The sequence below is a fragment of the Ruminobacter amylophilus genome, from assembly GCF_900115655.1.
Classification (GTDB): Bacteria; Pseudomonadota; Gammaproteobacteria; order Enterobacterales; family Succinivibrionaceae; genus Ruminobacter; species Ruminobacter amylophilus.
This window is the reverse complement of the sequence record NZ_FOXF01000004.1, coordinates 51,636-64,172: the sequence shown is the minus strand read 5'-3', so window position 1 is coordinate 64,172 and position 12,537 is coordinate 51,636. Positions and strand designations below refer to the sequence as shown.

General features: G+C 43.8%; 10 protein-coding genes. 3 read left to right on the top strand and 7 right to left on the bottom strand.

Annotated features, from left to right (window positions below; all coding sequences use genetic code 11):
- Positions 1-80: 80 nt before the first annotated feature.
- Positions 81-1,178, bottom strand: a complete 1,098-nt coding sequence (locus BMY80_RS01915; protein WP_093140462.1) for a glycosyltransferase family 2 protein — start codon at positions 1,176-1,178, stop codon at positions 81-83.
- Between the two features lie 701 nt (positions 1,179-1,879).
- Between BMY80_RS01915 and BMY80_RS01910 the strand changes: the two genes are divergently transcribed.
- Positions 1,880-2,947: a 3'-5' exonuclease gene (locus tag BMY80_RS01910; RefSeq protein WP_177178468.1), complete on the top strand. Its 1,068-nt coding sequence runs from the start codon at positions 1,880-1,882 to the stop codon at positions 2,945-2,947.
- Positions 2,948-2,984: 37 nt separating this feature from the next.
- Positions 2,985-3,884, top strand: coding sequence for a hypothetical protein (locus BMY80_RS01905; protein ID WP_093140457.1), 900 nt, complete (start codon positions 2,985-2,987; stop codon positions 3,882-3,884).
- A gap of 154 nt (positions 3,885-4,038) precedes the next feature.
- On the opposite strand, the gene nrdD is transcribed toward BMY80_RS01905, so the two are convergent.
- From nrdD to BMY80_RS01875, 6 genes are all read right to left on the bottom strand, one after another.
- The gene (gene nrdD / locus BMY80_RS01900; RefSeq protein ID WP_093140454.1) at positions 4,039-6,177 is read right to left on the bottom strand and encodes an anaerobic ribonucleoside-triphosphate reductase; all 2,139 of its coding nucleotides are present in this window, start codon (positions 6,175-6,177) and stop codon (positions 4,039-4,041) included.
- Between the two features lie 1,049 nt (positions 6,178-7,226).
- Complete coding sequence (locus BMY80_RS01895; protein ID WP_031578901.1) at positions 7,227-7,436, bottom strand: hypothetical protein; 210 nt, start codon at positions 7,434-7,436, stop codon at positions 7,227-7,229.
- Positions 7,437-7,695: 259 nt separating this feature from the next.
- Entirely contained in the window at positions 7,696-8,403 is a 708-nt protein-coding gene (locus BMY80_RS01890; RefSeq protein ID WP_093140448.1) for a M15 family metallopeptidase, read from the bottom strand.
- 302 nt (positions 8,404-8,705) lie between these two features.
- Positions 8,706-8,966 (bottom strand): STAS domain-containing protein, encoded by a 261-nt coding sequence (locus tag BMY80_RS01885; protein ID WP_031578903.1) that lies wholly within the window; start codon positions 8,964-8,966, stop codon positions 8,706-8,708.
- Between the two features lie 51 nt (positions 8,967-9,017).
- Positions 9,018-9,416, bottom strand: coding sequence for an ATP-binding protein (locus tag BMY80_RS01880; RefSeq protein WP_093140445.1), 399 nt, complete (start codon positions 9,414-9,416; stop codon positions 9,018-9,020).
- Positions 9,417-9,442: 26 nt separating this feature from the next.
- Entirely contained in the window at positions 9,443-11,182 is a 1,740-nt protein-coding gene (locus tag BMY80_RS01875) for a PP2C family protein-serine/threonine phosphatase (RefSeq protein ID WP_093140442.1), read from the bottom strand.
- Between the two features lie 408 nt (positions 11,183-11,590).
- On the opposite strand from BMY80_RS01875, the gene BMY80_RS01865 reads away from it, so the two are divergent.
- A complete protein-coding gene (locus BMY80_RS01865; RefSeq protein ID WP_093140436.1) occupies positions 11,591-12,493 on the top strand; it encodes a hypothetical protein in 903 nt (300 codons plus the stop codon).
- Positions 12,494-12,537: the final 44 nt, after the last annotated feature.

Genomic DNA, 12,537 nt, shown 5'->3' with positions numbered 1-12,537 from the left:
GAATTACAGAGAGCCGACAGCTGTTCTGAAATCCTCAGAAGTTTTTGTGTCCGGCCAACCGTCAGCTTCCTTCCTTCTTTTTATTTGTGAGACAGAATGTTCTTTCTGTACTGAATTCTGCTGTCGTTAACGGCAATGCTGTACTTAAGGCTGTCTGAGATTTCCCTGCCGTTGATTCTGTTAAGCAGTACGCGGGTATTCATCAGCAGCCTGCGGACCTTAAGCGAAGTCATGCTTCCTCCGTTATTCAGATTGCTGATTGTTCCCGCGACGGGAGTGAAGAATGTTTCGGTCTGCAGTCTGTTTCGGAGGGTGCTGTTGATGATGCGGCAGATTTCCTCCTGCTCGTTTCCCTTCAGCAGACACGACATCTGTTCAGCCATTTCCTCAAAAACTGCCACCACGGTCTTTCTTGTCCGGTCGGTAATTTTTGGCTGCTGAACCGTCACGAAATCCAGAAAACTCATGGCCACGTCCAGTCTTGATTTGCGGTTCGGATTGTCTTCCGATGCCAGACTGTCATTTATGGAAGCCTGGCTGATGAAATAATGATACAGCTGATTTCTGATATAGCAGATGGTCCGGGACCTGAATGCATAGCGGTACCAGAAATCGTAGTCCTCATGCGCTCTGAGCGGTGAGAAACGCAGGGCCGTGCGTTCTATCAGATCCCGGCGCCAGATTTTGCTGCATACAGTAGGATTGGTGCTCAAAAGGTGTTTTCTGGTGAGACTGTGAATTCCTGAACGGCGGGGACCGGAAAAATCTTCTGAATATCTGCGGGCTCTGTCCTGTTCAGTCATATCGGCACTGAATTCACATGAAATGCCGCAGTCGGCAATATCGGTTTCACTGTTTTCGATGGCGTAGTACATGATTCTGCACATGTCCGGCTCAAACCATCCGTCCGGATCACAGAACATGACATATGTTCCGGAAGCCTTGTCCAGACCTTTGTTTCTGGCAAGAGACAGACTTTCAGTACTTATGGAAAGGGCTTTTATACGGGAATCCTTCTGAGCGTATTCCTCAATGACAGCCTGTGAATTGTCTGATGAACGGTTTTCCACAACCAGTATTTCAATATCCTGAAGAGTCTGTCCAGTGAGACTGTCCAGGCATCTGGGCAGGTACTGTCCGTCATTGTGACAAGGGACTATAACCGATATTTTGACCATGAATTATCCTTTAAAACCAGTTTTGAATGAGACGGACTATTGTTATTATTTTGTGTTGGTTTTTGTGATCCGTATATCATTATTTGAAAAACTTCGTGTATTTTATTTTTGTAACGACAGCATGTCAATAATTTTTAAGTGTGTTTATAAAAAATAAATATTTATATGCCGGATATAAAGGGAGCCTGAACGTACAGAATTCTATATAAATGATTATAAATATTTATTTGGGCTGCCGGTGCATTCCCGGAAATCCATCATAACGGCTTTTTCACTTTAAGACGTTCCTTAAGCATTAACTGAAAGTTATTTTCATGAAATGCCGGGAATCCCGATATTGAATTAACCGTTTGCCATTACGTATTTTCAGTATATGATATATAAAAACAAACAATATTTAAATAAAAGTTGCTATTAATGTGACATGAGAGATGATAAAACCTTCTTTCTGTTTAAGAAATGTTCCGGATTTATAGGTACCGGAAAAATGTGTTTAAGCCGATGAAACTGTGATATTCCGCGAATAATACAATGTTTTTCTGAATATAAATAGAAGGTATAAAAAACATTCATATGATTTATGTGCTATAATCGGACTGTTAAATCGTTTTATAAACAGTAAATAGGCGAAACGCGGGACTTTCCGATGCATCTGACGGAGGATGTTTCCGACGTTTCGGAATTAAGGTTGGAATATGGATATGACTACAGATTTAAATGATAAGGCGGTAATTGAAAATGAACAGCTGTCAGAGAATACGGAACAGCTGCTCAGGGATGCGGAAGAATTAATAAGTTTAGCCGAGGCTCAGTGCGGAAATACGGAACATTTTCCTCTGGAGCTGCTGCCTGCCATTGCCAAAAATCCGGACAATTTCAAGCTTCTGACCCGAATTCCATATACCAAATTCGGTATCGGCACCAGATCAATAAAGCTTCACGATCCGGTGGGTGATGAAAAATCCATGGTGATTCTTGATACCGAAACCACGGGACTTGATATCGCCAAGGCCAAGATTATTGAGCTTGCCATGGTGAAGGTGAAATATTCCCCGAGTCTCGGACTGGTTACCTCCATTGAGTCCATTTATGATGAACTTGAGGATCCTTACGAACCGATTTCTCCTGATGTTCAGAGGATTACCGGCATCAGCAATGAAGACGTGGCCGGCAAAAAGATTAATGAAGGGGAGGTGTGTGCACTCCTGGCTGACAATCCGCTGATTGTGGCCCACAATGCCTCCTTTGATCGTCCTATGTTTGAAAAGAGATTCGCTCATCTTTCCAGACTGTGCAGTCTTCCGTGGGGCTGTTCACTGAGTGAAATCAGATGGAGTACGCTCGATGACCGCATCTCATCATTAAAGCAGGAAGCCATCGCTTCAGCCACGGGGTTCTTTTATGATGCCCACAGGGCGTCAACCGACTGTCTGGCTCTTCTGTGGCTTCTTAACAATATTCAGGGAGCTCTTACTGCTCTTCTGGCAAGTATTGACAACACAACATATGTCATCAGGGCTCTTCAGGCTCCGTATGACGTTAAAAACCAGCTCAAAAACAACGGGTACAGCTGGTATGACAGTACCAGAAGCAGGTATCAGTCACAGTGGTGGCGTGCCGCGGACAAATACTGGTACAAGATAGTTCGCAGCCCTGATGAATATCAGAAGGAGATTCAGTTCCTTACCGGACTGTATCATCCGATGATTACACCTCAGAATCAGGGATTCTACAGTATGGCTTACACTGCATTTACCCGATACAAGTAAAGTCAGAGTAAGACCGGTACGTTACGGAGGAATGGATATGGCCTATAACTACAATCGATTTCCTTTAGAACTTATCCCGGAAATTATTGCTCATCCCGAAGATTACAGGATTCAGAGCAGGGTTCCCTACGCAAGATTTGCGGACGAACAGGTTCTTCCCGTGATTTTCAGGGAAACTCCGGAACCGGTGCAGTCCCTTGTTTTTCTGGAAATGGTAACCACGGGCGGCAGACGTCAGGACGTGATTCTGGAGCTGGTAATGGTCAAGTGCTCATGTCTCCTGAGTACCGGTGAAATAGTCAGCGTGGACAGAATGTATCGCGGCTTTGAAGCTCCGAGATATCCGATCCCCGCCTATATCACCAGAACCACCGGTATTACAGTTGAAAGCATCAACGGCATGTCATTTGATTACAGAACGGTTGATTCGATGCTGCGTGACGATCCGATAATTGTTTCCACCAGAGGCAGGACGGCCAGAGAGTTTTTTGAAAGAAGATTTTCTTCGTTTTCCGGATATCGATGGGTCGATTCGGTTCATGACATCAGGTGGGAGAATCTGAATGACAGACTCATTTCAGGGGCAACTCTGCAGATGAACTGCGAGCGTCTGGGATTTTTCTTCAGGTACAACAGTATTCGAGAAGCCGTGTTTTCCAATCTGTGGCTTTTCAGCTACATAAAAGGTTCCATTGCGGAACTGATTGCCGCATCCTCTCATGTCGAGTACATGGTGTGGGCCTTTACCGCGAGATTCGAGGTGAAGGAGGAACTGAAATTCAACGGTTACCTGTGGAACGGCGAACAGAAATGCTGGTGCAAGAGGGTGTTCACTGAAGAAGAGGTGAAGGAGGAACAGGAATATCTGCGCGGAAAGTGTTCCAGTCCTGAAGCCATAAAAATTGAGGTTCTCGACAGTCGCAAAAAACACGGCTGAAACAATAAGTGATGTCTGCTCCCGGCCGGGATATTATCCGACTATGCCGCCGGTGGTAATCAAGACAAAAATCTGCCGCACATGTTATAGAGACACAAAAAAAGGAGAGCTGCCGCTCTCCTTTTTTATCAGTGTTTTTTACGGAATGTCATCGTTAAAGATGCTTTACGCGGCGACGTACTTCTTCCTGCTTACCGGCATTGAACGGTCTGGTATCAGGAGCACCGAGATAACCGCATACACGACGGATTACTGATGCCTTGTTAGGGTTGCAGTTGCCGCACTTAGGACATACGAAGCCCTTGCTGGTACATTCGAATTCACCCTTGTAGCCGCATTCGTAGCATTCATCAATAGGGGTGTTGGTACCATAGTAAGGAACCTTGTCATATGAGTAGTTCCATACGTCTTCAATAGCTTCAGGATTTCTCTGCAGGTTAGGGAATTCGCCATAGCAGATGAAACCGCCGGATGCCAGTTCAGGATATGGCTGTTCGAAGTCGATCTTTGAATAAGGATCAACCTTCTTTTCCACATCAAGATGGAAGCTGTTGGTATAGTAGCCCTTGTCTGTTACGCCAGGGATAATACCGAATTCCTTGGTATCAAGCTTGCAGAAACGGTTGCACAGGTTTTCTGACGGAGTGCTGTAAAGGCTGAAGCCGTAACCGGTCTGCTGCTTCCAGCGTACGGTGGCATCGTGAAGAGCCTTAACAATCTGAACCCCCTTCTTGCGTAATTCCTCGTCATCAAAGATGTGCTTCTTGTTGCCGTACAGGGCATTGATGGTTTCATGAATGCCGATGTAGCCGAGAGATACGGTGGCACGTCCGTTCTTGAAGATTTCGGATACCTTGTCGTCAGCCTTGAGTCTTACACCGCATGCGCCTTCCATGTAGAGGATTGGGGCAACCTTTGCCTGAACATTGTCCAGACGGTGAATTCTTTCCATGAGGGCCTTGAAGCAGAGTTCAAGTCTCTTGTCCAGAATTCTGTAGAATTCAGCTTCGTCACCGTGAGCTTCGATGGCGATACGGGGAAGGTTGAGACTTACCACACCGAGATTGTTGCGGCCGTCATGTTCTTCTTCGTGAGATTCCTTGTTGATGTACGGACTGAGGAAGCTGCGGCAGCCCATAGGAGCCTTGAATGAACCTGTAACGCGGAGAACCTGTTCGTAGTTGAGGATATCAGGATACATACGCTTTGAGGTACATTCAAGAGCCAGCTGCTTGATATCATAGTTAGGATCATCCTTTTCAAGATTGAGTCCGCGCTTGATGGTGAATACAAGCTTAGGGAATACGGCGGTCTTGTGGTTCTTGCCGAGACCTGCAATTCTGTTCTTGAGAATTGACTGCTGAATAAGTCTTGATTCCCATGAGGTACCGAGACCGAAGCCAAGGGTTACGAACGGAGTCTGACCGTTGGCGGTGTGCAGGGTGTTTACTTCGTATTCCAGAGACTGGAAGGCGTCATAGCATTCCTTTTCGGTTCTGGCACGGGCATAGCTTTCAACATCAGGAATGTTCCATTCTCTGGCAACTGCGAGATGCTTGTTGTAGCTGCTGGTTACGTACGGAGCCAGAACTTCGTCGATACGGTTAATGGTGGTACCGCCATAGATATGGCTGGCTACCTGGGCGATAATCTGGGCTGTAACTGCAGTTGCGGTGCAGATTGAACGCGGAGTTTCGATTTCAGCGTTGCCCATCTTGAAGCCGTGGGTAAGCATGCCCTTGATATCAATGAGCATGCAGTTGAACATTGGGAACAGAGGGGAGTAGTCAAGGTCATGGAAATGGATTTCACCTTTTTCATGAGCTATAACCACGTCGCTCGGGAGCATGTGCTGCTTGGCGTAGTGCTTGGCCACGATACCTGCCAGAAGGTCACGCTGTGTAGGAATTACACGGCTGTCCTTGTTGGCGTTTTCATTAAGAATTTCAGGGTTGTTCTGTTCGATAAGACTTTCGATGTCGTGAATGAGGTCACTCTGCTTTTCACGCATACGGTCTCTGTCGTGACGGTACTCGATGTACGCACGGGCGATCTGCTTGAACTTGGAAGCCATCAGCTGATCTTCAACTAACTTCTGAATTTCGCTGATTTCGATTTCACTCTTATCCTTGATAAGTCCGAAAACCTTGGATTCGATATTAGCGGCGAAGTTCAGATCACGAACACTGCAGGCTTCTGCAGCCTTGGAGACTGCATTAACAATACGAATTCCATCGTATGGTACACGATTACCATCGCGCTTAATTACAGTAATTTTAGCTTCCACTTTCATATCTCTCTCTAGTAAATCCGACCTCCAGTAAAAATAAAGACTTTATTTTTTTGAGCACTGCGGCGGATGTTATTTTTTTACTCTCAATTTTTATTTTTTTTTATGCTTGCTTGGCTACCGGTATTGTTATGCCGGACTGTTGCGCGTGTAAGTTGTTATATTGATTTCTTTTAATCAGATATTCCCGAAGGATGCGTTTTTATAATATTTAATTTATATATTTAACGTCGTTCCCGTAATCAAAATTTCTGCTGCACGCTGCCAGTGACTCATGATTATTTTCCGTCCTGAAAAAAGACGCAGAAAAATCTTTCATCACTCTGCATACTTTGATTATAGCAAGCTTCAAAGGTATGCAACTTTTTCGTTGTGCAATTTAGCAAGTTTTTGAGAGTCACACAACAAAAAAATTTTTTATATTTTTAATTGCATAAAAATTGATTCAGATCAATGTTTTTCTTGTAGGTCTTGCAGAATCGATGTTTACGTTATTTTTGGTTAAAAAGTAACAGTGTAAAAAACACGCCTCCTACATATGGTGTTAATTTTTTTAAAAAATAAAAGAATACCACTATATATAGTGTGTCCAAATTTACAAATACAAAATATAAAAACTATACACATACTAAAAAATTATAAGTTTTTAGCTGATTAAGATATTTGTGAAAACGTTATCTTTAAAGAGATTCGCATTTAACAGGGATGTGTATATAAAAAACTTATAATTTAATAGAGACGATATATTAGTAACTTTTAGTGCCACTATAATTAGAGATATGTAGTTAAATTAATCAGAAAGCAGTAATCAGATGGCGGAGAATGCGGTTTTATCACATTAAAACAGTAGGAATAACCACTGGGTGTGCAATGGTTTGTTTGATTAAATATTGAACAGTCTGGTGTTCTGCTGCGGTCAGGAACTGTTTAAACAGGAGTGCTCACAACAATTGTTGTTGAATTTTATGAAACATTACCGTGAATGAGCATAACTTTCTCATGAAAAATGTTTCAATATCCTGCCGGCTGAACGGCGGCTGTATGTGAACTGTCTATTTCAGTATCATGGTTACGTTACCGCAATCTCTGCATATAACGTAAAATTTACCGGAAAGAGGTGCGGAAGGCATGGCTCTGTCCCTGGTTTTTCTTAGGAGCTTCTGAAAGAAACCTTCGTTTTCAGGTGGAATACTGCGGGTGATTTCGATATTTCCGGATCCGCATTTAGAACATTTCAAAAATTTTTCAGGGCGATTATCCATAAGCTTTCTCCTCGGAAAAAGTTCCTTTACTGCATTAAACAATAAAGCTGCTGCTTCTGACAATAATTATCTGTGTTACTGAAACAATTATGTTAATTGCGGATGATTACGACTGCTCTTCCGTATTATTTGAGATAATCTGGAAGTGAAGAAGCTGCAGTGGTGAATATTCCCGAGTCTGAGATTCTGCATACAGACGTAAAACGGTTCGGAACGACTGATTGTTTTACGTCTGATGACAGCACATGAGTATCGGGCCTCAGGCCTGACATTCAGGAGAAAGCAGTTTGAATCTTTCATTGAAATCATCGGCAATAATGTCGATGACTGTTTCTGGGGCGGAAAGTCCTGCCTCTTCTCTCAGGAAACTGATGCATTCGTAATAATCAAGGTTCCCGGTAAACAGATCGGATTCCGGTCCGTAGCTTATATGCCACAGTTCGTAAGAAAACAGATCGTTGTCATGGCTGTAAGGTCTGAAGAATCCGTATCTGTGCATGTTTTCTCCCAGCCAGTCTCCGACACACTGCTGACAGCCGCAGCTGTAGCATCTGTTTGTCAGATCAAGCTCCTCTCCCCGTGCCAGGGTATCCGGAGTGTACACGTCAAGATCCGTCCCCCAGTGATGTCTTGAAAGTCCGGGTACGGCGCTGAAAAACATAATGGTTCTGATAAGCTCGTTTCTGCTCATGGCGGATATGTCTACAGGGCACTCGTTGCGATCAAGAACCTTTCTGATTCCGGCGATTTTTTCCTCAAAAATCAGTTTCTGACGTTCGAAGTTTCTGAAGGAGGAGGCTATGCAGAGATTGATGCCGTCTTTCAGAGCATCATTTCTCATTCTGGTAAAGGCTTCTGCGGTAAGAGGAGTGAGACGGAATCTTCCGTTTCCGGAAGTCAGTTCTGTCAGGTGTTCTTCTTTAAGACCGTGCAGTATTCTGCTGTCGGAATAATCTATGTCAGACATGATTTGCTGTTAGTCCTGATGTTTGTTTGATGGGAACCGGAATTTTGGCGGTACTTTCTGCAGTCTGTCCGGAATATTAAAATCCTGACAATTTCAAAGATTAAGCCGTGCAAAATATCAGACGACATTCAATATTGCTGAAAATCAGGTTCAGGTTAATGCCGCATATTACGTGACCGTAAGTGCATGAAGACACATACGTGTCAGGAATTCTTTCTCCGAATCCTGAAAGACAGGAGGAGGCATGTGGCATACGTAATCCTGAACACGCGTTTATTCAGTTATCCGGAAAACCGAAGAGATTACATTATCGTTATGAAGTCTGATACGCCAGTAAGCTCCAGAACTTCCATTACCGGAGGACGAATATTTCTGAGGATCAGCGTATATCCGTTCTTTCTGACGATCTTGTAGATGTTAATGATGATGCGGATTCCTGCAGATGAAATATAAACGAGATCACTGCAGTCAAGTTCCATGTCCCCGGATTCAGGGATTTCCGCCCTGATTTTGTCATACCATTCCGCAGCATTGGTGCTTTCAATTCTTCCTGTTAAATTCATTCTAACTGTTCCGTAAGTTATAATATAAGTCTATGTAATACATGATAAAGGTCAGATGCAGATGGTGAAGATGTTCTGTCGGTCATTACGACTGTAAGTTACGTTCCTTGCCATCTTTTTTACCATATACACGCCCATGCCTCCTTCCTTTCGTTCATCAAGAGGCTGGCTGAAATCCGGTTCTTCTGCTTCAATCAGAGGGTTGAAAGGTTCTCCGTCATCAGTAAATGAAACGGATATAGTAGGAACGTTATGTTCTACCTCAACTGTGACGTCGATGTATTTCGCATGACTGTGGTTCAGAATGTTGGATACAATCTCATCAGTGCAGACACTGAGTCTAACTATGGTAGTTTCTGAAATACCGAAGTCTTCAACTGAAGTGCTGATGAAATCCAGAATACTTTCTGAGGTAATTTCTTCCGTCTTAAACCTTTTTTCTATTATCATTTTGTACTTCTTTCGCCAAAATACCGTCAGTTCATACGAATTGCCAGAACAGTAAGATCGTCAAACTGCTTGGCAAAGCCCTTGAACTGACTGATGGATTCTTTAAGTGCGCAGCACATATCCTCCATTGCTCTGTCCCGATTTGCAGAGAGAACATCAAGAGTCCTTTCAAATCCGAACTGTTCCTTATCCTCGTTGGAGGATTCAGGTACTCCGTCAGTATACATGAAAAAGATATCGCCTTTAGAGAGCTTTATAACATTTTCAGCATATATGATATCTTCTAGTGCCCCGAGAACAAAACCGGTTTTGTTGTTCATTATTCTGAAGGCTTCTCCGTTCTGGGAAATGAACGGGTGATCGTGTCCGGCACTGGCATATTTCAGTTCTCCGGTTTCAAGATCCAGCAGTCCGCAGAATACGGTTACAAACATTTCGGCTCTGTTGTTGCGGCAGAGTTCGGCGTTTGATTTCGTGAGAGCCGGCCCCGGAGACATGCCGTCCATCATGTTCTTCTGAATAATGGTCTTGGATATCATCATGAACAGGGAGGCCGGAATTCCCTTGTCTGATACGTCAGCTATAACGAATCCCAGATGATGTTCTCCCACTCTGAAATAATCATAGAAGTCTCCTCCGACTTCGAGAGCGGGATCCATTGAGGCATACAGATCTATTTCCGTCAGCTGAATCGGCTCGGGAAGGGCTCCTTTCTGTATGTCGGCGGCAATTCGCAGCTGAGTGGCCACTCTGGTTCTTTCTTTTGATATGCTGGTAAGTTTAAGAAAGAATTCCTTGAGTTTCTGTGAGAAAGTCCGGAAGGACAGTGCAAGTTCGCCGATTTCCGATTTATAGGAAGTGAACTGACTTACGGTTGACTGTATATGTTCGATTTCGGATTTGATGTCTTCATGCTCACCGAAATTCTTGCCGATGGAGGATAGAATTTCAATGGGACGGGAGATATGACGTTCAATGGAACGGAGTATAAGCAGGGATGGACAAAGACATATGTACAGCGTGGCTCCGCCTATGACGTAGATATGAGCCCACAGTGTTACCGAGTCGTAGATCTGGTATGCTCTGAAGAACAGATAGGCGAAAATCGCAATAACAGTGGATACAATCTCGGATATCATCACGAAAAAAAGGATGAATTTTTCATTAAGGGAAAACAGATAGGCATTGCTCATGTCCGTCGGCTGCAGACTGAGCTTTTTTTTCTGCAGGTGGTAGGAATATCCCACGAAAAACGGAATTCCCAGAACCACGAAGAAGATCATGTGGTTCATCAGGGTGTTATTGAATCCAACCCCGAAAACATTCAGACCGTAGTAGAAATGCAGGGTCAGCCATACCATAAAGGTTACAATAAGACTGAGCAGAACAACGAGCAGAAGATACTGAGTAATTTTATGAATCTTGTCCAGACGGAAAATGTTGTTGCTTCTGCGGCGCAGATATTTCCACATGAGTGCACCGCCGTAGCCGTAGATTATCTGAAAACAGGCTCCCATGGTCATGATCCTGATGTCCATGCCGCCATAGTAAATATCCGAAAAGATATTGCCAAGGGCTGTACCGAGAACACCGGGAAATCCGTATACCAGAGACAAAATAAAGGGCAGTACGCAGTATGGACGTACTTCCGTGGTTGGAGACAGCCGGAGATAATCAATGAACGGAATGGAGACGGCGAAGTAAAAAAGACTGCAGGAAAACACAACCGCAATTTTATGTCGCAGGTCTGAAAAGTTTATAGTCATGGTTCATCTTTCAAAAGTGAAAAAACTGTTTTTATTCTGAACGAAATTTTATCACATTGTGGAATGCACGAAAGATGACTGATTTATAAATATGAAAATAAGATTCCAAAATGATGTCAAGGTTGTGAAAAACAGCAATAAATTTGACATGCGAGCGGCAGTATTTTTCATCCGTCGCCGGAAATACCTGAAGAACAGCCTGTCTTCAGGCAGTTTGCAGCCTGTTCTGAAAATATGGAATTATGAACGGAAAAAACATCATGATTTTCTTATATTGCAAATCTTGCCGGAATATCAGAAAATGCACACAGCAAAAATAATATAAAGCAGAAACACATAACATAAAAAAAGCTGCAGTCTCATTTTATTCCGAGAAATCAGTGACTGCAGATAATGAGGAAAACATAAATGCATGACTACAGAAACATCAGCCTGTCTGAAAGGAAGGCGGGTGAGTTCAGCGGAGCTGTATCCTTTCTGAAAAAGGCACTGGCGGTTTCGCTGGCAGGATTTGTTCTGATGAATCCTGTACAGGCCCGTGAAGAAGCCCGGGACACTGCCGCAGAAAACAAAAAGCCTGCCAGAGAGTCCCTGGCTAATTTCAGCCGCGGAGGCCTTATTCCAAATAACTTCAAAAAGGAAGAGAAGATTCTGGTGAAAAAAATACCGGATCTGCAGAATAATCCGAGAAGCAGGGAATTTCAGAAAAGTGAAATCATCCGTCTGATGAATCTCAGTCGTGATGTATGTGACAGGTACAAGGAAAGCGATCCGGAAAGCATCATCTGTCATAATCCGAAGCTTATGTATCTTGAAGAGGAGTATCTTAAGTATCTGGGACTTCAGTATGACGAACACGGATGCGTTTTCGGCTGTGCTCTTCACCGCGGCCGTCTGAATACCTGCGTGAAAAACAGATTCAGTTCCAGCTGTGCGGAAAACTATTTTGAGCTCATGATTGCCGAGGAGCGTATAGATCAGGGAACTGAAGAGCATCAGGAGATGCTCCTTGACTGTGTTCCTGGCCGAAAAGCCGCTGAGAATGAAAATGCAGACAGTGAGGGCAGACATCAGCTGGTTATTCTAAAAATGTATTCCACTCAGCTTCCGGTCGGACATTTCAGTATAAAGGGTGAGGATTACAGTGTTTACGGTTTCCCTCAGCACAAAGGGGAATATCTTCGTGACATCAGCAGTATCTGCTATGACTGTGACTACAGCACCCAGCTAAAATTCGTGGATTCCGGCGGGGTTGAAATCGAGTTAAGAAATCAGCAGGGCAGTTCCTATATGAACTGCGAAATCCATTAAAAGGCAGTTTTAGCAGTCAGTAAAAAGGTGCGTCATGTCAGGAT

What these genes read in the sequence shown, in the direction of transcription:
- BMY80_RS01915 (WP_093140462.1), bottom strand. Translation starts at nt 1,178, where the DNA reads ATGGTCAAAATATCGGTTATAGTCCCTTGTCACAATGACGGACAGTAC.
- BMY80_RS01910 (WP_177178468.1), top strand. Translation starts at nt 1,880, where the DNA reads ATGACTACAGATTTAAATGATAAGGCGGTAATTGAAAATGAACAGCTG.
- BMY80_RS01905 (WP_093140457.1), top strand. Translation starts at nt 2,985, where the DNA reads ATGGCCTATAACTACAATCGATTTCCTTTAGAACTTATCCCGGAAATT.
- nrdD (WP_093140454.1), bottom strand. Translation starts at nt 6,177, where the DNA reads ATGAAAGTGGAAGCTAAAATTACTGTAATTAAGCGCGATGGTAATCGT.
- BMY80_RS01895 (WP_031578901.1), bottom strand. Translation starts at nt 7,436, where the DNA reads ATGGATAATCGCCCTGAAAAATTTTTGAAATGTTCTAAATGCGGATCC.
- BMY80_RS01890 (WP_093140448.1), bottom strand. Translation starts at nt 8,403, where the DNA reads ATGTCTGACATAGATTATTCCGACAGCAGAATACTGCACGGTCTTAAA.
- BMY80_RS01885 (WP_031578903.1), bottom strand. Translation starts at nt 8,966, where the DNA reads ATGAATTTAACAGGAAGAATTGAAAGCACCAATGCTGCGGAATGGTAT.
- BMY80_RS01880 (WP_093140445.1), bottom strand. Translation starts at nt 9,416, where the DNA reads ATGATAATAGAAAAAAGGTTTAAGACGGAAGAAATTACCTCAGAAAGT.
- BMY80_RS01875 (WP_093140442.1), bottom strand. Translation starts at nt 11,182, where the DNA reads ATGACTATAAACTTTTCAGACCTGCGACATAAAATTGCGGTTGTGTTT.
- BMY80_RS01865 (WP_093140436.1), top strand. Translation starts at nt 11,591, where the DNA reads ATGCATGACTACAGAAACATCAGCCTGTCTGAAAGGAAGGCGGGTGAG.